This is a genomic window from Streptoalloteichus hindustanus (assembly GCF_900129375.1).
Taxonomy (GTDB): Bacteria; Actinomycetota; Actinomycetes; order Mycobacteriales; family Pseudonocardiaceae; genus Streptoalloteichus; species Streptoalloteichus hindustanus.
Genome location: NZ_FQVN01000002.1, coordinates 510,368 through 529,694, shown reverse-complemented (window position 1 = coordinate 529,694; position 19,327 = coordinate 510,368). Strand labels below are relative to the sequence as shown.

Below are 19,327 nucleotides of genomic sequence, written 5' to 3'. Positions count from 1 at the left end.
GCGCGTCCGTCGAACCTCTGTCCCGACGGTTCGACGAGACACGAGGAAGACCACCGTGCACAACAAGAACATCCTCATCTCCGGCGCGGGCATCGCCGGTCCGGCCCTGGCCTACTGGCTCAACCGGTACGGGTTCACCACCACCGTGGTGGAGCGGGCGCGGGCCCTGCGTGAGGGCGGCCAGGCCGTCGACTTCCGGGGCGAGGCGCACCTGACCGTGCTGCGGCGGATGGGCATCCTGGAGGAGGTCCACGCGATGCGGACCGCCATGGGCGACCAGGTCGTCGTGAACGCCGAGGGCAGGAAGGTCGCGAGCCTGCCGTCCGGGTTCATGAGCGGTGACGTGGAGATCCACCGCGGCGACCTGAGCCGCATCATCCACGACCGGACCAAGGACGGCACCGAGTACGTGTTCGGCGACTGGATCACGTCGATCACCGAGAGCGCCGACGGGGTCCACGTCACCTTCGCCCACGGCGAGCCCCGGGACTTCGACCTGGTGCTGGGGGCCGACGGCCTGCACTCCGGCGTCCGCGCCCTGGTCTTCGGCGACGAGTCGCGGTTCCTCCACGAGCTGGGCTACTACGTGGCCGGCATCTCCGTGCCCAACCACCTGGACCTCGACCGCACGGGCCTGATCTACAACGAGCCCAACCGAGGAGTGCTGCTGGCGAGTGACCGGGACCGGTCCGTGGCCAGCGCCGCGTTCTTCTTCGCCTCACCGCGACTGTCCTACGACCGGCACGACGTCGACCAGCAGAAGAAGTTGGTGTCCGACGCGTTCGCCCACGTCGGGTGGGAGACCCGACGCCTGCTCTCGCACCTCCCCGACGCGACCGACTTCTACTTCGACTCGATCGCGCAGATCCGCATGGACCGCTTCACCAAGGGGCGGGTCGCGCTGGTCGGGGACGCCGGCTACGGCGCCACTCTCGGCGGGCTCGGCACCGGCCTGGCGATCGTGTCGGCCCACGTGTTCGCCGGTGAGCTGGCCCTCGCGAACGGCGACCACCGCGTGGCTTTCCCCCGCTACGTGGAGGCGATCACGGACTACGCGCGGGGCTGCCAGAAGGTCGCCGGGAACGCCGGGCCGTTCCTGGCCCCGGCGACCCGGGCGAAGATCTGGCAGCGCAACCAGACCTACCGGATGTTGTCCTCGCGCCCGCTGGCCGGCTTCTTCAACAAGCTGTCGACGAAGGCGGCCAACGGGATCACGCTCCGGAACTACCCGGGCTGACGCGCCTCCCGTTGAGTCCACTGTGGATGATCTCGTGGAGCAGGGCGAAGGCGTCGCCCCGCGACATCCGCCCACCCCGGTCGAACGCCGAGGCGTAGGCGTCGTCACCGATCAGCTCGCGGGCTCCCGCGACGATCCTGGCGACGTCGGAGCCGGCGTCGGCCGTGCCCCGCAGGGCCACGGCGACCCCGAGCAACGTCGCGGCCAGCGCGCCGTCGCCGGACGCCAGGACCACGCCGGCCACGCCCTCGGTCGCGCTGGCCAGATCCGGCAGGAACCGCTGGCCGAGGGTGATGGACAGCGCCTCCCGGTGCCGGTCGGCGGCTTCCGCCGGTCTCCCCTCGGCCTCGGCGAGCCGGCCGAGGGCGGTGAGCACGTGCGCCCGCGCGCCGCTGCTCGCCCAGTCCGTCACGGGCACGGCCATGGCCTGGTCGTACCAGCGCCGGGCCGTGGTGAGGTCGCCCCGCAGCCGGGCGACCTCACCACGGCCCCGGCACGCGTAGGCCACGGTCACCGGGACGCCCACCCGCCGGGCCAGTTCGGCGGCCCGGTCGTAGTCGGCCAGCGCGGCGGTCAGGTCCCCGGCCCCGAGGAACCGGTCCCCGCGCCGGCACCACATCTCGGCCAGCTCCTCCCGGGCGCCGAGCTGGCCGACCTGGGTGATGGCGTCGTCGGTGAGCGCGAGCGCGCGCGTCCACTCGCCGCGCATGGCGGCCAGGGTGGCCAGCCCGTCGAGCACCTGCGCCACGCCCCAGCGGTCCCCGACCTCGCGGAAGGCGGACAGGGCGGCCTCGAACTCCTGCTCCGCCGCGCTCACGTCGCTGCCGAACAAGCTCAGGTAGCTGAGCGAGAAGTGGGACAGCGCCTCGAACCACGGGTCGTCGTTGGTGAGGAACTGGTCGTACACCGGCGAGTCGTTGTGCGGCCCGTCCGGCGGTCCGACGAACAACGCCCACAGGACCATGAGATAGGGCTGTCGCAGGGGCCAGCTCATCGTCCGCATGAGGTCGGTGGCCCTGGCCAGGTGGGCGTCCATGGACCTGACCGGGGCGCCGGCGGCGGTCAGCACGCACAGGACGTACTCCTCCGCCATGCCGGCCGGGGGCTCGTCGCCGAGCGCGTCGAGCAGCGCCCAGGCCAGCGGGGCGATCTCGCTGCGCACGCCGCGCAGCCGCCAGTAGGCGGTCAACGCGCTGACCAGGTGGAGAGCGGTGGTCGGCTCGTGGTGCACGGCCCAGCGCAGCGCCGCCTTGAAGTTGGCGTGCTCGGCCGTCAGCCGGGCCATCCAGTCGAGTTGTTCGGCGCGCCGCAGGTGGGGGTCGGCGATCCGGGCCAGGGTGAGGAAGTGCTCGGCGTGCCGGGCGCGCAGCCGTTGCTCCTCCCCCGACTCGGCGAGCCGGGCGGCGCAGAACGCGCGGATGGTGTCCAGCATGCGGTAACGCCCGCCGCTGACCTCCACGAGGGACTTGTCCACCAGCCCGGCGAGGAGGTCGTCCGTGTCCTCTGTGGACATCTCACAGACCCGGGCCGCCGCGTCCAGGGCGGCGCCGCCGTCGAAGACGGTGAGCCGCCGGGCGAGCGCCTGTTCCTCGGGGGCGAGCAGGTTCCAGCTCCACTCGACCACGGCGTGCAGGGTCTGGTGGCGGGGCGCGGCGGTGCGGCTGCCCCGGGACAGCAGGCGGAAGCGGTCGCCGGCGGGCGCGGGCTCGTCCCGCCCGCCGGCGCCCACCAGGCGGGACTCGATCTCGGCGAGCGGGAGCGTCCGCAGCCGCGCGGCGGCCAGCTCGATGGCCAGCGGTAGTCCGTCGAGCGCCGCGCAGATCCGGAGGACACTGTGGACGGTCTGATCGTCCACAGTGAACCCGGGTGACACGGCACTCGCGCGGTCCGCGAACAACCGCACCGCCGGGTACTCCAGCGCCTCGGCCGGCGCGGCCCCGGCCGGCGGGAGCCCCAGCGGCGGCAGCGGGCACAGGGCCTCGCCGGTGATGCCCAACGCCTCCCGGCTGGTGGTGAGAACGCGCAGGCCGGGGCAGGCGCCGAGCAGCCGGTGCACGAGCTGGGCGACGTCGGCGACGACGTGTTCGCAGTTGTCCAGCACCAGCAACGTCCGCCGGCTGACCAGGGCGGAGACGAGCCGGCCGACCGGGTCCACCGGCGCGCCGGGGGCGGGCATGAGCCCGGCCTCCCGCAGGCCGAGCGCGTCGAGGACGGCCTGCGGCAGCTCCGCCCCGCCGGCGACCGGCACGAGGTCGACGAAGCACGCCTCGCCCCGGGTCCGGTCGGCCGCCGCCACCGCCAGTCGGGTCTTGCCCGCGCCGCCGGGACCGATCAGGGTGATCAGGCGGGCGGTCTCCAGCAGCTCGCCGATCCGGTCCAGTTCGGACTCCCGGCCGACGAAACTGGTGAGCTGCGCGGGAATTCCCCGGTGCGGTGGCTCCTCGGCGGAGGTCGCCGCCGGCGGTTCGGCCCGCAGCACCGCGAGGTGCGCCTCGGCCAGCTCCGGCGAGGGGTCGGCGCCCAGTTCCTCGGCCAGCGTCCGCCGCGCGTCCTCGAACACGGCGAGGGCGTCGGCCGACCGGCCGCAGCCGTGGAGCGCGCGCATGAGCTGCGCGCGGAGCCGCTCGCGCAGCGGGTGTTCGGCGATCTCCGCCTGGAGCGTCGGCACGAGCGCGCGGTACTCGCCCAGCGCCAGCCCCGCCGCCGCGTGATCCTCCACTGTGGACAGTCGTAGCTCCGCAAGCCGGGTCGCCTCGACCTCGGCGAACGGCGCGTCCCGCACGTCGGCCAGCGCCGGCCCCCGCCACAACTCCAGCGCCTGCCGGGAGAGCGCGCCGGCGCGAACGTGATCTCCGCTGGTCAGCGTGGCGCGGGTCGCCTCGGCCAAGCGCGTGAACCGGTGCAGGTCGACGTCCTCGGGGTCGACCGCCAGCCGGTAGCCGGCGGGGTGGAACTCGACGAGCTCGGCGGGCGCGCCACCCTCCCGCAGCCGGCGGCGGAGCCGGGAGACCTGCGCCTGGAGCGCGTTGGCGGCGTCACCGGGCGGTTGCTCGCCGTAGAGGCCGTCGACCAGGCGCTCGACGGTGACCACCCGGCCGGCCGCCAGGCACAGCAGGGCGAGCAACGACCGCGCCCTCGGTCCGCCGACCGGGAGCGCGACCCCCTCGGCGGAGCGGACCTCCACCGGCCCCAGGATGCCGAACCACACCGCGTGATTGTCGCTCACGCACGTCGGGCGGCACGCGCCACTCCGCGAGGACCCCGGGCTGCCCGGCCCGAATCCTCCCCCTCCGCCCACTTCGCCCGGGCAGGCGCCTCAGCCTGGTGGAAGGCGCTCCCAGAGTTGGTTCCGCGCCCCAGAAAGCGCGCTCGTGACGAGTCCCCGCCGACCCTGGTCGGTGAGCGCTCGGTGGTTCGCGGCACTGCGGACCGCCGTCTCCGCATCCGGGCCGTACGTCCAGAGCTGCATGTCGCCCCCGAGACCACACCTGTTCAGCACGACCTGCCCGGAGGGCGTGGCCGTCAGACACGCTTCGGCCTCCTCGTTGCGCAGCCACGTCATGTTGGCCCCGCTCGGCGCGGTCCAGATCTGACCGGGAAGACCACTGCACCGGCCGACAAGGGTGCGGGAGCGGGCGTCCAGGCAGTGGCCGGTGTCCTGGTTGCGGAGCAGGAACTCCTCAACCGGGGCGGCGAACGCGGCACCCGGGCCGGACAGCGAAGCGAGCACCGCGGCCACGAAGGCCATCACCAGCGTGGAGCACCGACGCCGACGGGAGACGCGGACAGAACCGAGAGCTGACCGAGGACTTCGACGCATGCGTACCTCCCGCCGCAGGACACGAACCCTGACGACGGCCATCGCGCCACAGCGCGTCCCGTGTCGAGAAGAGCTCGGTCCCGGGGTCCACCCGTCGGTCGCAGCGGCCGCGCCACGATCACCCGCCTGCCGAGCACCGTTGTGACGGCGCCCTCGGGCGTCGGCCGGCGGCGCCAGCTACAGCGCGTGGAAGGGGTACCGGTCGGCGAACTCGTCGACGGTCATGCCCATCAACACCATGTCGCGGTGTCGCCCGGCGTAGAACTCGTGGTCGCGCAACCGCCCCTCGACCTGGAAGCCGAGGCTGCGGTGCAGCGCGATCGACGCCTCGTTGAAGGCGAGGATGCCCACCTCGCACTTGTGGTAGCGGCGCTCCCCGAACATGTAGGTCAGGAGCACGACGGCTGCGTCCTTGGCGTAGCCCCTGCCCTGGTGGTCGCGGCAGATCCCGACGCCGTAGCTGAAGCGGCCCGCCCGGCGATCAGTGTCCAAAGTGGACATAGCGCCGACGAGCACCCCGTCCGCCAGCGACTCGACGGCGAGCTGGAAGTCGTCGCCGGTCGGCTCGTGGGTGGACTGGTCGGCGGCCCACTTGCGGTAGCCGGCGGCGGAGCGGGGCGGGTACAGCATGTCGACGCTGCGCAGGTCGGCGGAGTGCTCGTCCATGCGCTGGAAGGTGGCCCAGTCCTCGGGCTCGATCCCGCGCAGGCGGACCTTGGACCCGGTCCAGATCGAGGTCATGCGGTGATCCAACCAGCCCCGTCGACGGGTTTCCCGCAGCCTGTCCGACGGGTGACGGTGTTGTGACCCCTTGAGCCCCGGACGCGCGCCTCCGAAGGGGCGATCGCCTCGGCGGCCGAGCGCAGCACTCGACGCGCGTCCGGCTCCTTCGGCACGATGGTGATCAGGAGCGCCCCAGGAAAAGGCCCGAGACTGACCGTCTGTCCTGTCGTGCGGGGGGTGCCCTCCATGTCGGTCAGCGAAGTGAGTGCCGCGTTATCCCGACTCGCCCACCAGCTGCCGCTCGAACCTCTCGTGCAGGCCGCAGAGGGAAGCTTCGACCCGGATCTCCAACACGCCGTCGCCCCTCTGGCCGCGCGGCGAGAACGCCTGGCCGACCTCCACTCCCTCGTACGAGGCCTCCGGAACCGCATCCAGAGCTTCGCCGCAAACCTCGTCTCTGATGCTGACACCGTCTCCCACCCGGCCCCGCCACACCCTCGGGCAGAACGGACGAGGCCGGATGACGCGGCCTCCCCACCAGCCGCCGCAACGCCGCTCGCAGCACGAGCCGAGGCAAACGCTCCCACGTTCACACCTGACCAGATCGACCGTGTCCTCGACAGACTGCCGCCGCCGGTGCCCAACCCGAACACCACTGGCGCCAAAACTCACGGACGGTGGTTCGACTCTGATGGTCACTCCGACGAGATCGTCAGCGGCGTCGACGAGGACACCCGGCGAGTTCTGTGCCGACTGCGGGAGTTGGGGGCTTGACCGCAGAGGTGACAACCGCAGCGGATGTAGAGCTGAAGCTGGCCGCCCGCATGATCGCCACGGGCACGACGCGCGCGTCATTAGTCATCAACAACCGGCCATGCCCAGGACCGTTCGGCTGCTGCCGGTCGTGCTACCAGAAGGCTACGAGGTGACGGTCTATGGTCCTGAAGGCTATGTCAGGACGTTTCGGGGAGGCCGTCGGCCACCGTGGCGCACCAGCTAGAGGTCTACTACGAGTTCGAGCACGACGACGAGCCGGTCGTCGTGGCGACCCCTGAGCAGGCTGGCGAGGTGCTGGAGCGGATGCGCGCGGCCTACGCCGGGAGGCGGCCGGTCATGGCGCAGGTCGTGATCGCCGGCTCCACCGGCTTCGAACACCTGCACGTGGGCGTCGACGGCGAGGTCGGTGTGGTCTCTTTCACCGGTCCTGCTGGCGGTTTCCACAGCCTCGGCGACCCCGCGCCGGGAGAGGTGACCTTCTACTACGGCGGCCACAACCGGGAGCTGCCCGCCAACGCTCGGGTCCCGCTGGCCGATGTCAAACACGCCATGGCGGAGTTCCTTACCAGTGGCGGGAAACGTCCGAGCTGCCTGCGGTGGCAGCCGATGGCGATGATGTAGAACCGCCGTCTCCACCGGTTCGCCCGCAACACTTTTCCGGTCACCAGGTCCGATCAGTCCAGAGTGGACAGACAGAGGTCGCGCTAGGCGTGGCGGCGTTGGGCGAGGCCGTCGAGAAGTGCCTGGAGGCCGTACTCGAACTCCCGGTCCGGCCCTTCGGCCGCCACTCGGTCGATCAACTCGGCGATGCGCCCGCCCGCGCGTGAGGTCTCAGCCTCGGCGGAGGGGTCGGCGGCGGCCTCCGCCTGTTCCTCCAGCACGACGCCGACGGTGTAGCGGCTGATCGCGATGAGCGCGTAGACGGCCTCGACGTCGCTGAAGCCCTGGTCGCAGAGGAACGCGATCTGCTTCTCGGCCGTCTCGTGGCCCTCGGCGCGGGGGCGCGTGCCGGCGTGGATGCGGGCGCCGTCGCGGACGGACAGCAGCGCCCCGCGGAAGCTGCGGGCGTTCTCCAGGAGGAAGGAGCGCCAGTCGTCGCCGGGCGCGGGCAGGGAGCGGGTGTGGCCGCGCGTGAGGATGGCGTCGGCGACCGCTTCGAGGAGCGCGGTCTTGCCGGCGAAGTGGTAGTAGAGCGCGGGTTGTTTCACCGCCAGGCGGTCGGCGAGCCGCCGGGTCGTGAACTCGTCCAGCCCCACCTCGTCGACGAGGTCGACGGCGGCGTTGACGATCGTTTCCCGGTCGAGCGGCACGGTGGCTCCCTTCTGCCGTTGACAGCTTATCACCGATAAATTTATCGTTGATAAGTGCTCCCCCGAACCTCATCGACCACCCCCACCGTCCTCGTCGTCATGGCGACCGCCACGCTCGACGCGATCGGGCTCGGCGTGGTCATGCCCGTGCTCCCGACCCTGCTCGGCACCCACGTCGACGCTGGTCAGGTGCCCTTCCACGTGGGGCTGCTGACCACCGTGTACGCCATGGCGCAGTTCCTCCTCGCGCCCACCCTCGGCGCGCTGTCCGACCGGTTCGGCCGGCGCCCGGTGCTCCTGGCCTCCCTGGCCGGCGCCACGGTCGACTACCTGGTCATGGCGATGAGCCCCACGATCTGGGTGCTCTACATCGGGCGGGCGATCGCGGGGGTGACCGGGGCCACGACCGCCGTCGTGGGCTCGTGCATCGCCGACATCTCGTCCGAACAGGAGCGGGCGCGGCGCTTCGGCGTCATGGGCGCCTGCTACGGCGGCGGGATGATCGCCGGCCCGGTCCTGGGCGGCCTGCTCGGCGGCCTCTCCCCGCACGCCCCGTTCGTCGCGGCGGCCGTCCTCAACGGCCTCAACCTGCTCGTCGGGCTCGTGCTGCTGCGCGAGACCCACGCCGGCGGGAGCGAGCCGCTCACCGTGAAGCAGGTCAGCCCGCTCACGTCGTTCCGCTGGGTGCGGGGCGTGCCCGTCCTCGGCGCGTTGCTGTTCGTGTTCTTCGTCATGCAGCTCGTCGGCCAGGTCCCCGGGACGATGTGGGTGCTCTTCACCGAGCACCGCTTCGAGTGGAACCCGCTGGCGGTCGGGCTCTCCCTCGCCGCGTTCGGAGCGGTGCACTCCCTGGTCCAGGCCGTCCTCACCGGGCCGCTGGTGAACCGGATCGGCGAGCGGCGCGCGCTGGTGCTCGGCATGTGCGCCGACGGGCTGGGGTTCGTGGCGCTGGCCGCCGCCGGCCTGGGCTGGCTCGTCGGGCCGATCATCCTGCTGCTCGCGGCGGGCGGGATCGGCCTGCCCGCCCTCCAGGGCCTGCTCACCGGCACCGTGGACGACCAGCACCAGGGTCGCCTCCAGGGCGTCATGGCGAGCCTGAACAGCCTGACGGGCATCGTGGGGCCGCTGCTCTTCACCGCCGTCTACGGAGCGACGGTGGCTCGGTGGGACGGCTGGGTCTGGATCTGCGGAGCCGCGCTCTACCTGCTCTGCGTCCCCGCGCTCCGGCGCGCGGGAACCCAAGCGGCGCAAGGGAAGAACATCCCCGAGACCACCACACCGGTCGCCGGTCACTAGCGATTGCCCTGCGTCACAACCCAAAACGGGCGAGTGACGCGGTCCCTCCGCGACCGGGGGCGGCGCGCTCCCGGCGATCCCCCACAGGGCGGGTTCGGCGGTCGCTCGATCCGGGGTCTTCCCCGATCCGGACATGTGGTCATCCACCAGGGGAACGACGGTGGTCGGGTGCCCGTGAGGCACAGGCACCCGACCACCACGAGGAGGACCCGTGACGACGTCCGACCACCTGCACGACATCGCCGAGTACTCGGGCGAGGCGGGCTGTTCCTGCGCGTACGAGAAGAACTGCTACACCACGCCGTCGGAGAACAACTCGTGGCACATGATCCGGTATGAGCGGGCGCTGGTGCACGCGATCCTGGACGACGGCTACTTCTGCCACGTCGGGTTCATCGCCCCCAGGGACATTCCCGACAAGTGCCCCGGCGACCACCCGGTCGTCCTCCCCATGTCCTACGGCCGCATGGGCGAGCGCCTGTACCTGCACGGCTCGCCCAAGTCCCGGCTGATGAGGGCGGTGAAGAACGCGGGGGACGACGGTCTGCCGGTCTGCGTGACGGTCACCCACGTCGACGCCCTGGCCCTGGGCCGCTCCGCGTTCAACCACTCCGTCGCCTACCGCACGGCCGTGGTGCACGGGGAGGCGTTCCTGGTGACCGACCCCGAGGAGAGGAAGAAGGGCCTCACCGCCCTCGTCGAGCAGTTCGTGCCCGGGCGTTCCAGGACCACGCGCCCGCCCAACGACCAGGAGCTGAGCTGGACCGCGCTCCTCGGGATCCAGATCAGGACCGCCACCGCGAAGGTGCGCAGGGTCGGACCCAACGCGATGCAGGACGACCTCGTGGAGAACCGGTTCTGGGCCGGGATCGTGCCCGTCCGGCAGGTCTACGGACCGCCGATCTCCGATCCTGATCTCCGCCCCGGCGTGCCGGTCCCCGACCACGTCCGGTACCTCACCGAGATCAGGGACGGTCGTCTCGGGGTGCTCCGCCCGACGAGGCCGCCGTCGAAGCCGGGGGACCAGTCCGGGTTCTCGGACGAGGACGGGGAGCTGGCGGGCTTCCCGGTCTGAGCCCCAGTTCCCACGCCACCGCCGCTCCGCTCAGCCGGACCGGGCCGGGCCGGGCCGGGCTGGGCTGGGCCGGGCGGGCCGAGTCCGGCTCCCGACCGCCGGTCACTTGGTCCGCACGATCACCATCGGCGCCTGGGTGCCGTCCCTGACCAGGCACAGTGGACGGACGAGCTGCTCGGCCGGCCCATCGCACCCGACGGGCCGGCCGTCGAGCAGTGACCGCATGACGTACACCCCGGCCGGGCCGTGCGTCAGCGCCTCGGGCGGCACGTGGGCCTCCGCGTCGGCGAGCAGCGCCGCCTGCCACAGCTCGTCCGGCGGCGGGTTCGTCGACAGCTCGCCGACGTGGACGTCGCTGTAGCGGACCTTCAGCCCGCTGCCGTCCTCGGCGGTGAGCGTGAAGCAGTCCTCGATGTTCAACGGGTCCCGCAGCCAGGTGAGGACCCAACGGGTCACCTGGGCGTCCGGCTCTCTGGTCACCAGCACCTCGTGGTCCCGCACGGCCACCGGGCAGCCGTCGATCCACATCGTGACCGTGCCCCGCAGGACGTTCCTGGTGGCCGGGTGGGCGCCGTCCGGGAGAACAGGCATCGCGTCGCCTCCTCGTCAACCCGCGCGTGCCCCGCCGACACGTCAACGCCGGTGGGGTCGAGCATCGCGCATCCTGTCGCCCGCGGCCCGCCGCCCGCGCTCGGCACGCGTGACACGGACGTGTGAACAAGGTCGGTCGGCCGCCCCCGTCCCCACCCCCATGGGGCAACGTCGGACGAGCACGGGGTGGCACCGAGCAGAACGGAGACACGCGGTGGGCGCAGAGCCGGACGCGCGGAACGACCCGGCGGTCAGGATGGGCTTCGAGCCGGGACAGACCGTGCAGGAGATCGGTTTCGACGAGGACACGGATGGCGCACTGCGCGAGGCGATCGAGAACCGCATCGGCCAGTCGCTCGCCGACCAGGACTTCGACGACGAGGTCGACGCCGTCGTCCTGTGGTTCCGCGAGGAGGACGGCGACCTGGTGGACGCGTTGGTGGACGCGCGCACGCTGCTCGTGGACACCGGCGTCGTCTGGCTGCTGACGCCGGCCAGCGGACGCGCCGGGTACGTCGAGGCCTCCGACATCAGCGATTCCGCGGTCACGGCGGGACTCCAGATCGCCGGCTCCGCCAAGGCCGCCCCGGACTGGAGCGGCACCCGGCTGGTCGCCCCGAAGACGTCCCGGGCCCGCCGTTAGCCGGCGGGCGACCGGAACCACCAGTCCCACCCCCACTGTCCACTGAGGACGGACGCGGGGGCCGCCCCGCTACGGGCTGACCCGGGCGCCCACCGCCGGCTCGTCGTCCGCGTAGGCGCTGGCCTGGAGCGCGTACAGCTCGGCGTACCGGCCGCCGGCGGCGAGGAGGCTCTCGTGCGTGCCCTCCTCCACGAGCCGGCCCTCGTGCAGCACGTAGATGTGGTCGGCGATCTTCACGCTGGCCATCCGGTGGGTGATCAGCACGCAGGTCCTGCCGGCGGCCAGCTCGGCGAGCGAGGCGTAGACCTGGGCCTCCGCCCTGGCGTCCAGGGCGGCCGTCGGCTCGTCGGCGACCAGGACCGGGGCGTCGCGGTAGAGCGCCCGCGCCACGCTGATCCGCTGCCACTGCCCGCCGGAGGCCTGCGCCCCGTGCACGTAGTGCCGCGACAGCGGCGTGTCCAGGCCGTGCGGCATCTGGGCCACGACCTGGTCCGTGCCCGACGCCGCGACGGCGTAGCGGAGCCGGTCGGCGTCCAGCGGGCCGTCGGCGCCGAGCGTGATGTTGTCGCGGATGGTGAGCGGCCAGTGCAGGGTGTCCTGGGGGACCATCGCCACCGCGCGGCTGACGCTGTCCGGGTCGACCCCGGCCAGGTCCACGCCGTCCCAGGTGATCCGGCCGCCCGTGGGCAGGTAGAGGCCGGCCAGGAGCTTGGCGAGCGTGGACTTGCCGGAGCCGTTCTCCCCGACCAGGGCGATGATCTGCCCCCGGCGGATCTCCAGCGACACCTCGCGCAACGCCGGCCGCGCGCTGCCGTGGTAGCCGAACGACACGTTCTCGACCCTGATCACCTCGGGGTCGACGGGCACGCGCCGGTCGGTGCGCGGCCGGGTCCGCGCCGCCGCGTCGTCCAGAACCCGTTGGTAGTCGAGCACGTACATGCCGGTCTCGTAGGCGCGCATCCCGTACCGCACCACCTCGGCGAGCCGGCGGCGGCCGACCTGCACCGCGATCAACGCGGCGCCGGCCACCGCCAGCGGGGTGCGCCCGGTGGCGAGGAAGACGCCCAGCAGCACGTAGGCCGCGCCCAGCCCGACGCCGCCGAGGGCGCGCGCCACGCTGCCGAGCCGGGCGTGCTTGGCGGCCAGCCGCAGCTCCTCGGCCTCCAGCAGACCGCCGATGCGGTCGACCTCGGTCATCACGAAGCGCTGCGCGGTGTGGGCGCGGATCTCGGCGGCGGCCCTCGGCTCGCCGCGGACGAGCCGGGTCAGCAGCCACAGCCGGCGGCGCAGCAGGCCGCAACGGTGGAAGGACTCGTAGTCCAGGCGCGCCGCCCGCAGCGCGGACCACCCCTCGGGCAGGACCGAGACGACCAACGCCACCAGCAGCACCGGGTCCAGCACGCCGAGCGTTCCGGCCGCGGCCACCACGAGCATCAGCGAGTGCAGCGTGGCCATGATCCAGCCGTGGGTGGCGTCGAAGTTGGGCGCGCCCGCCGTCTCGGCCCGCTCCAGCGCCTCGTGCCACGCGGGGTCGTCGAAGGCGGACAGCTCGACGTGGCACGCCGCGTCGAGCAGGCGGCCCCTGGCGTCCCGCTTCATCCGCGCGGCGAGCCGTTTGCCGAGGTAGGCGCCGCACGTCTCGGCGCTGGCCTGCACGGCGAGCGCCACCACGATCATCATCAGGGTGGGCAGCGCGGCGGCCACCCGGTCGGCGCTCGCCCCGGCGGTCAGCAGCTGCCGCAGCACCCCGGCCGCGGAGTAGAGGCCGAAGCCCGCGCCCAGCGCCGCGACCACCTGGGTGGCCAGGGTGACCAGGTGGGCCGCGCGCCCGGCCCGCCACGCCGCCTGGAAGGTGATCCGGGTGATCCGCGGGAACTGGGCGGCGATCCGCCAGACCGAGGTGCGGTAGGTCTGCGCGTCGAACAGCCCGGATGGCCGCGCCACCACCTCGTCCCGCACCCCGTCCAGCGGTGTCGACGCGGGAGGTGTCGACGCGGGAGGTGTCGACGCGGGAGGTGTCGACGCGGGAGGGGCCGGGTCCTCCCTGCCCTTCCCCCGGGCGGACGTGACCATGGACCGACCCCTCCCACCGCGAACCGACACCGGAAGGTCTGATCCTGGCCTGCCGTGCCCCCTTCGGGGACCGCTCACGGCCCAAGATCGCCCGATCGGTGAGCACGCTCCGTCGATCGGCCGGGACCTCGATCGCGCCGGGCACACCGGTCCCGCGACGCGCTCGCCCGTCCGGAGTGGAGGTTGCCCGAGCGACGCTCACTGTCCACAGAGGACAGATGGGTCACCAACTGGCGCCGACGAAGAAGGCCGCGTCGGTCGGGAGGTGCGACATGGCCGAGAAGCAGCGGACGTCCGACACGAGGTCGTCGCCGTCGGGAACCCAGTTCTCCACGTGGCAGTACGCGTCGGACTCGCCGACGGCGTGGACGGCCGTGTGCCCGCTCGGACTGCCCAGCCCCCGCACCCGAACCCGGTAGTACCCGGTCTCGACGCGCATGACGTCGGCGCCCGCCGCGCTGGAGGCGTTGGCGTAGCGCCGATCCGTGCGCCCGATGACGCTCGACCCCGCGGAGAAGCTGAGCAGGAACGCGTGGTCGACCGGCTCGCCGCCGACGCCCCGGCAGGTCACCTGCTGCACTCCCGCCGGCGACGGCTTCGCCGCGAGCTTGCAGTGCACGGGCGCGTCGCCCTGCGCCGTGACCTGGTAGAACTGCTCCCCCGCCGGAACGCCCTCGGAGGCGGGCACCCACACGAGGTACTGACCCGTTCCCCGCCGCTGCACCCACGCCTGGGCGCCGGTGGAGTCGAACCGGGTCTCCGGCGCTCCCGGCTGGTGCCGCTCGTTCCTCGGCTCGGCCCGCAGGTAGGAGAACCGGCCGTCCCCCACCGACCGGTGGGCGAAGCTGGCCACGAACCGCACGTCCACGGGCCGCCCGTCGGCGTCGAAGCAGCGGACCCGCACCACTTCGGTCATCCCGTCCTCGGCCAGCCCCGCGACCACGCAGAAGTCGCTCGTGGGACCGTAGGCCGAGGCGTGCGCGACGCCGCCGGCGACGCCGAGCCCGCCGAAGCGGACGGCGTACTCGCCCTCGCCCTCCCTGACGACCTCCACGTCGGCCGCGTCGGCGGAGTTGTAGACGTACATGCTCTTCTGCGCCACCGGGCGGTAGCTGGGCGCGGTGGCGTCGTGCGCCCACACGAAACCGCCCCTGCCGTCGGTGAGCGCCGGGCCGGTCGTCCCGGTCCAGGCGCGCTGGACCTGGAGGGCCACGACGAGCCCGGTCGCCAGGAGCGTCCCGACGACCACGGACGTCGCCTTCCGCAACCAGTCCGGAGGCCGGCGCGGGCCGCGCCGGCCTCCCTCCACGTGCACGTGGATGCTGCCGTGGTTGTCGCGCAACTGGATCGAGGACGACGCCCCGGACGTCGTCCCGGGGGTGACGGTGTTGGTGGTGTCTCCCGTCATCGGCTCCTGCTCACCCGTGGGCTTGTTCGGGACGCGGTCGGGATCTCGTCAGCACGGCCCCATCACCGGGCTCGGCCCCATGCTCACGCCGCCGTTCATGCACGGCCGCGCCGACGAGGAGGACGAGCGAGCGCTGGTCCGGCTCGGAGGACGGGAGGAGCTGACGACCCTGGCCGCGCTGGAGGGCCGCGACGAGCTGGCGGACCTCGCCGAGGCCGAGTTCCCCGGTGCGGAGTTGCCCTGCGTTGGGTTTCCCTGGCCCGAACTCCCCTGGGCGGAGGGTCGCTGGCCCGAACCGGACACAGTGGACAGTGATTCCGACTGCTCTCCCCCGGCGCCCTCGGATTCCTGAGCCTCGGACTGCGGCGTCTGCCCCGAGCTGCTGCCCGGAGCCGAGGAACGGGTGGTGAGACGCGCTCCTCCGGTCGTGGTCGTCGAACCGGGGCCCTGCTCGGCCTCGACGCCGCCCCGCCCCGGCGGGACCTTCCCCCCGTCCTCGCCCGAGGTGACCGAGTGGACGAGGACGAGGACGGAGGCCGAGAGCGCCAACGTCAGCACGGGCAGGCCCCACCGGCGGCTCCGACGCCGGGAAGCTGGTTGGGGGAGACGGGATGTCACGGCGGCACCTCAATCACCAGACGGGGACGATCGGGCGGAACGCTCGGACTCGGCTGTACGGCGGGGGCAGCGCCACCGCAGTCGTTCGCGGCGCACACTGTGAGCCAACGCACAGCACCGAGCTTCCCATTCCCCACGCCGTCCCGGGACCACGTTTCGTGTGTCTCCCGAAACCAGGCCGTGACCCACTGCTCCGAACGTGGCCGCCCGGGTTGCGCCGTTCGTGGCGGTGCTCCCGGCCGGCCGGCCCGCTCACCCCCTCCTGACCGCCACGGCGGAGGACCACCCGAAGTCGTCGCGCGGACCGCGCGCGACGGTGAACAGGAAACTGCCCAGCCGCGCCCACCACGGGCTCATCAGCCGAGGTCGCCGCACGATCGCCCGGCACACCGCGTCCGCCGCCTCGGCCGGCGCCATGCCCGGCAGCCAGCGGAGGAACCGGGTCCGCGCGCTCATCGCCGTGCGCACGAGCGGGAACCGGATCGTCGTGGTGGTCACGCCGTCGGCCCGCGCCTCCGCCGACACGGCGCGGAGCCAGCTCTCGAACGCCGCCTTCGCGGCGAGGTACGCCGACCAGTACGGCATGGGGAGGTCGACCCCCACCGTGCCGACGTTGACGACCTGGCCCCGGCCCCGGGCCCGCATCGCCGGCAGCAGACCGAGGAGCAGCCGGACCGGGCCGAGGTAGTTGACGTTCATGGTGCGCGCGAGGTCGGGCTGGCGGTCGGCGCGCGCCTCGCGGGGCCGGCGGGCGGACTTCCCCGCGTTGCTCACCACGACGTCCACGTGGCCGTGGTCGACCAGCACCCGCCGGACGAGCAGCTCCACGGCCGACGCGTCGGCCAGGTCCGCCTGGTAGACGTGCGCCGCGCCGCCGGCGCGCAGGATCTCGGCCCGGACCGCGTCGAGGCGGTCCCGCCGGCGGGCCACCAACAACACGGTGGCCCCGGCCGCAGCCAGCCGGCACGCGGTCGCCCTGCCGATCCCCGACGACGCGCCGGTCACGAGCACGACCCGGCCGTCGACCGCGGCCCGCAGCCGCCGCTCGTCCGGCGGCAGCCAGACGACGCCGATCGCGGCGCGCAGCAACGTGGTCAGCTCGTCCCGGTGGGCCAGCCGATCGTCTGTCCACTGTAGACTGTCGCGCGCGCGGTCCAGCCACGCGACCACGCGCGGCAGCCGGACGTGACGGCGCAGCGCGAGGAGCAACGGCGCCCTCAACGGGAACATGACGCCTCCCCCGCTGACTCGGGCACGACCAGCGCCTGCCGCAGCGAGGCGAGTTCGTGCTCCACGGCCAGGCCGATCAGGCTGGCGAACCGCGTCAGGCGCTCGTGGGCGAGGTGGTGGGACAGCCGCAGCAACCCCTCCACCGCGCTCACCCGGGGCTCGTAGCCGAGATCCCGCCGCGCGGCGGAGATGTCGAACCAGTGCGCCGTGCTCAGTTCGTTCACCAGGAACCGCGTCAGGAGGGGCTCCGAGCGCACCCTGGCCAGCCGGTAGGTGAACTCCAGGGCCGCGCCGAGGACGCGGGCGAGGCCGACCGGGAGCCGGCGCTTCTCCGGCTCCAGCCCGGCCGCGACCAGCAGCGCGTTGAGCGTGACGTCGGTGGGGAAGGGCTCGCCCTGGGTGATGAAGTAGGACTTGCCCGCGACCAGCTTCCGGTCGACCTGCAGTCTGTCCAGCGCGAGGACGTGCGCCTCCGCCGCGTTGTCCACGTAGACGGAGTCGATCTTCTTCGGCGACCGGCCGAGCACGCGCAGCCGGCCGCGCCGCGCCAGGGCGAGGATGCGGGGCGCGAAGTGCGGGTCGCCGGGACCCCAGATCACGTGCGGGCGCAGCGCGATGGTGGCCAGCCGCGGCGAGTTGGCCGCCAGCACCCGCTGTTCGGCCACCGTCTTGCTGTGCTGGTAGGCGGCCAGGAACCGCTGGGTGTACGGGACCGACTCGTCCACACCCTCCAGGTCTCCGCCGTCCTGCACCACGCAGAAGCTCGACGTGTGGACGAGCCAACGGATCCCGTGCCGCGCGCAGGCGGACAGCACGTTCTCCGTGCCGCCCACGTTGATGTCGTGGTACTCGGCGGGCGGCCCCCAGAACCCGGCCTTGGCGGCGCAGTGGATGACGGCGTCGCAGCCGTCGACCGCGCGGTCGGTGGCGTCCCCGCTCCGCACGTCGCCCAGGTGTTGCTCCACGCGCCACTCGTCGAGGTGGGGATAGTGGTTGCGGTGCAACGCCCGCACGGTGTGACCCCGTTCGGTCAGCTGACGGCAGACGACGCTTCCCAGGAAGCCACCGCCGCCGGTGACCAGCACCTTCATTCGCATGTACTCCTGTTCTGGTCCGACATGAGGTCACCAGCGCAGGACGACGGCTCCGAGGCTCAGGCCGCTGGCCAGGCCGACCAGCGCGACCGGGTCGCCGCGGCGGACCCGGCCCGACTCGACCGCGAGCGCCAGTTGCAGCGGCAGGCTGGCCGCGCCGACGTTGCCGTGGTCCGCGATCGTGACCACCGTTCTCTCCAGGGGGATGCCCACCCGCTCGCAGAAGGTGGGCAGGTAGGGCAGAGCGGCCTGGTGCACGCACACCGCCGCGAAGTCGGCCATGGCGAAGCCGAGGTCGGCCACCAGCCCGGTGATGGCGCCGAGGTCCGCGGCGTCGAGCGCGGCGAGCAGTTCCAGGGCCCTGACCCGGAACCGCGGCCCCTCCGGCGGGGTGTTGGGCAGCTCCGTTCCCCGCATCGGCAACGGCACCGCCATCGTGCGCCACGCCGACGACTCCGCCGAGAACCGGTGGCCGAGGATTCCCGGCTCGTCGCTCTCCTCGACCAGCAGCGCGGCGCCCGCGTCGGAGAGCGTGTGGGAGGCGCAGGCGTGGACGTACTCCTCGGCCGACCCGACCGTCCACTGTGCCGCGCAGCTCAGCCACTCACCGCAGGCCACGAGGACGCGCCGGTGGCTTCCGCTCCGGATCAGCCCGTCGGCCACTTCCACGGCGTTCAGGACGCTGTTGCAGGCGTTGCGCAGGTCGAAGACCGGGCACCGCGCGCCGAGCTTGGCGGCGACGGGGTGCGCGGTCGCGGGCTCCACCACGTCGCCGCTGGTCGCGGCGAAGATGATCAGGTCGAGGTCGGCGACCGCCCGCCCGGTGGCGGCGAGCAGCTTCTCGGCGGCCGCCACCGCGAGGTCCGAGGCCCGCCAGTCCTCGGGAGCGACGTGCCGGCGGCGCACCCCGGTGAACCGCTGGATGAGGCCGCGGGGGAGGTCGAGCCCCGGGTTCAGCTCGGCGAGGCGGTCCTCGACCTCCGAGGTGGTGGGTCCACGGCCCGGCAGGTGCACGGCCACGTCGACCAGACGGCTGTGCCGGCCCGACGGGCTCACGACCGCCGCCCGGCCACGGCGTCCACGAGGAGGTCGGCCAGGTCCGCCGGTGATCGCACCGCCAACAGCCGACCCTCGTCGAGCGCGACGCCGTGCTGCCGCTCCAGCGCGGCCAGCCAGCGCACCACCTTGGCCGAGTCCACGCCCGGCAGGTCGAGCACGCGCTCGTCGGCCGGCACCCGCTCGACGTCGAGCCCGAGGTGGTCGGCCAACGTCGTGCGCACGAGACGCAGGGCCTCGTCCCGGCTCAGGGGGCCGCCCGCCGCGCCCGCGTCACGGGAGAGCTCCATTCCTCCTCCTGTTCTCGGGCTTCTCTGGCTTCTCTGGCTTCTCGGGCGCGGCGCCCGCGCCCGGGAGGTCGCCAGCAGTGGGAACC

Annotated in this window: 18 protein-coding genes; 7 read left to right on the top strand and 11 right to left on the bottom strand. The window is 73.0% G+C overall.

What is annotated here, in order from left to right:
• Nucleotides 1-55: 55 nt before the first annotated feature.
• The gene (locus BUE43_RS07840) at nt 56-1,237 is read left to right on the top strand and encodes an FAD-dependent monooxygenase (RefSeq protein WP_200797407.1); all 1,182 of its coding nucleotides are present in this window, start codon (nt 56-58) and stop codon (nt 1,235-1,237) included.
• On the opposite strand, the gene BUE43_RS07835 is transcribed toward BUE43_RS07840, so the two are convergent.
• From BUE43_RS07835 to BUE43_RS07825, 3 genes are all read right to left on the bottom strand, one after another.
• A complete protein-coding gene (locus BUE43_RS07835) occupies nt 1,212-4,445 on the bottom strand; it encodes an ATP-binding protein (RefSeq protein ID WP_073480694.1) in 3,234 nt (1,077 codons plus the stop codon). The two genes, BUE43_RS07840 and BUE43_RS07835, sit on opposite strands and share 26 nt — an antisense overlap.
• Nucleotides 4,446-4,553: 108 nt before the next feature.
• A complete protein-coding gene (locus tag BUE43_RS07830; protein WP_159447707.1) occupies nt 4,554-4,985 on the bottom strand; it encodes an RICIN domain-containing protein in 432 nt (143 codons plus the stop codon).
• Nucleotides 4,986-5,234: 249 nt separating this feature from the next.
• Nucleotides 5,235-5,798 (bottom strand): GNAT family N-acetyltransferase, encoded by a 564-nt coding sequence (locus BUE43_RS07825; protein WP_073480692.1) that lies wholly within the window; start codon nt 5,796-5,798, stop codon nt 5,235-5,237.
• Nucleotides 5,799-6,526: 728 nt separating this feature from the next.
• On the opposite strand from BUE43_RS07825, the gene BUE43_RS35915 reads away from it, so the two are divergent.
• Together BUE43_RS35915 and BUE43_RS07810 are read left to right on the top strand one after the other, a co-directional pair.
• Nucleotides 6,527-6,709, top strand: a complete 183-nt coding sequence (locus BUE43_RS35915; protein ID WP_073480690.1) for a DddA-like double-stranded DNA deaminase toxin — start codon at nt 6,527-6,529, stop codon at nt 6,707-6,709.
• Between the two features lie 55 nt (nt 6,710-6,764).
• Nucleotides 6,765-7,178, top strand: a complete 414-nt coding sequence (locus BUE43_RS07810; RefSeq protein ID WP_073480689.1) for an Imm1 family immunity protein — start codon at nt 6,765-6,767, stop codon at nt 7,176-7,178.
• Between the two features lie 83 nt (nt 7,179-7,261).
• On the opposite strand, the gene BUE43_RS07805 is transcribed toward BUE43_RS07810, so the two are convergent.
• A complete protein-coding gene (locus tag BUE43_RS07805; protein WP_073480688.1) occupies nt 7,262-7,867 on the bottom strand; it encodes a TetR/AcrR family transcriptional regulator C-terminal domain-containing protein in 606 nt (201 codons plus the stop codon).
• Nucleotides 7,868-7,921: 54 nt separating this feature from the next.
• Here BUE43_RS07805 and tet point away from each other — a divergent pair, with 54 nt between their 5' ends.
• A complete protein-coding gene (gene tet, locus BUE43_RS07800; RefSeq protein WP_327083427.1) occupies nt 7,922-9,163 on the top strand; it encodes a Tet(A)/Tet(B)/Tet(C) family tetracycline efflux MFS transporter in 1,242 nt (413 codons plus the stop codon).
• A gap of 211 nt (nt 9,164-9,374) precedes the next feature.
• Nucleotides 9,375-10,238 carry a pyridoxamine 5'-phosphate oxidase family protein gene (locus BUE43_RS34625; protein ID WP_073480686.1) on the top strand — a complete coding sequence of 288 codons (864 nt, stop codon included), beginning with the start codon at nt 9,375-9,377 and terminating at the stop codon, nt 10,236-10,238.
• A gap of 102 nt (nt 10,239-10,340) precedes the next feature.
• On the opposite strand, the gene BUE43_RS07790 is transcribed toward BUE43_RS34625, so the two are convergent.
• A complete protein-coding gene (locus BUE43_RS07790; RefSeq protein WP_073480685.1) occupies nt 10,341-10,829 on the bottom strand; it encodes an RICIN domain-containing protein in 489 nt (162 codons plus the stop codon).
• Between the two features lie 214 nt (nt 10,830-11,043).
• On the opposite strand from BUE43_RS07790, the gene BUE43_RS07785 reads away from it, so the two are divergent.
• Nucleotides 11,044-11,472 carry a DUF3052 domain-containing protein gene (locus BUE43_RS07785; protein WP_268844416.1) on the top strand — a complete coding sequence of 143 codons (429 nt, stop codon included), beginning with the start codon at nt 11,044-11,046 and terminating at the stop codon, nt 11,470-11,472.
• A gap of 69 nt (nt 11,473-11,541) precedes the next feature.
• Here BUE43_RS07785 and BUE43_RS07780 read toward each other — a convergent pair whose 3' ends face one another.
• Both BUE43_RS07780 and BUE43_RS07775 read right to left on the bottom strand, forming a co-directional pair.
• Entirely contained in the window at nt 11,542-13,416 is a 1,875-nt protein-coding gene (locus tag BUE43_RS07780; RefSeq protein ID WP_073480991.1) for an ABC transporter ATP-binding protein, read from the bottom strand.
• A gap of 352 nt (nt 13,417-13,768) precedes the next feature.
• Entirely contained in the window at nt 13,769-14,953 is a 1,185-nt protein-coding gene (locus BUE43_RS07775; RefSeq protein ID WP_073480684.1) for a hypothetical protein, read from the bottom strand.
• Nucleotides 14,954-15,032: 79 nt separating this feature from the next.
• On the opposite strand from BUE43_RS07775, the gene BUE43_RS07770 reads away from it, so the two are divergent.
• On the top strand, nt 15,033-15,305 hold the full coding sequence (locus BUE43_RS07770; RefSeq protein ID WP_143174018.1) for a hypothetical protein: 273 nt from the start codon (nt 15,033-15,035) through the stop codon (nt 15,303-15,305).
• A gap of 518 nt (nt 15,306-15,823) precedes the next feature.
• Here BUE43_RS07770 and BUE43_RS07765 read toward each other — a convergent pair.
• From BUE43_RS07765 to BUE43_RS07750, 4 genes are read right to left on the bottom strand one after another with little or no spacing between them, the layout of a single operon-like run.
• Nucleotides 15,824-16,801: an SDR family NAD(P)-dependent oxidoreductase gene (locus BUE43_RS07765; RefSeq protein WP_083959437.1), complete on the bottom strand. Its 978-nt coding sequence runs from the start codon at nt 16,799-16,801 to the stop codon at nt 15,824-15,826.
• On the bottom strand, nt 16,789-17,892 hold the full coding sequence (locus tag BUE43_RS07760) for an NAD-dependent epimerase/dehydratase family protein (RefSeq protein WP_073480682.1): 1,104 nt from the start codon (nt 17,890-17,892) through the stop codon (nt 16,789-16,791). Before BUE43_RS07760 ends, BUE43_RS07765 begins: the two co-directional genes overlap by 13 nt.
• 33 nt (nt 17,893-17,925) lie before the next feature.
• Complete coding sequence (locus BUE43_RS07755) at nt 17,926-18,951, bottom strand: 3-oxoacyl-ACP synthase III family protein (protein WP_073480681.1); 1,026 nt, start codon at nt 18,949-18,951, stop codon at nt 17,926-17,928.
• On the bottom strand, nt 18,948-19,241 hold the full coding sequence (locus BUE43_RS07750; protein ID WP_073480680.1) for an acyl carrier protein: 294 nt from the start codon (nt 19,239-19,241) through the stop codon (nt 18,948-18,950). The genes BUE43_RS07755 and BUE43_RS07750 overlap by 4 nt, the downstream gene beginning before the upstream one ends.
• Between the last annotated feature and the right edge of the window lie 86 nt (nt 19,242-19,327).

What these genes read in the sequence shown, in the direction of transcription:
- BUE43_RS07790 (WP_073480685.1), bottom strand. Translation starts at nt 10,829, where the DNA reads ATGCCTGTTCTCCCGGACGGCGCCCACCCGGCCACCAGGAACGTCCTG.
- BUE43_RS07750 (WP_073480680.1), bottom strand. Translation starts at nt 19,241, where the DNA reads ATGGAGCTCTCCCGTGACGCGGGCGCGGCGGGCGGCCCCCTGAGCCGG.
- BUE43_RS07760 (WP_073480682.1), bottom strand. Translation starts at nt 17,892, where the DNA reads ATGAAGGTGCTGGTCACCGGCGGCGGTGGCTTCCTGGGAAGCGTCGTC.
- BUE43_RS07775 (WP_073480684.1), bottom strand. Translation starts at nt 14,953, where the DNA reads ATGACGGGAGACACCACCAACACCGTCACCCCCGGGACGACGTCCGGG.
- BUE43_RS07830 (WP_159447707.1), bottom strand. Translation starts at nt 4,985, where the DNA reads ATGGCCTTCGTGGCCGCGGTGCTCGCTTCGCTGTCCGGCCCGGGTGCC.
- BUE43_RS07770 (WP_143174018.1), top strand. Translation starts at nt 15,033, where the DNA reads ATGCTCACGCCGCCGTTCATGCACGGCCGCGCCGACGAGGAGGACGAG.
- BUE43_RS07765 (WP_083959437.1), bottom strand. Translation starts at nt 16,801, where the DNA reads ATGTTCCCGTTGAGGGCGCCGTTGCTCCTCGCGCTGCGCCGTCACGTC.
- BUE43_RS07825 (WP_073480692.1), bottom strand. Translation starts at nt 5,798, where the DNA reads ATGACCTCGATCTGGACCGGGTCCAAGGTCCGCCTGCGCGGGATCGAG.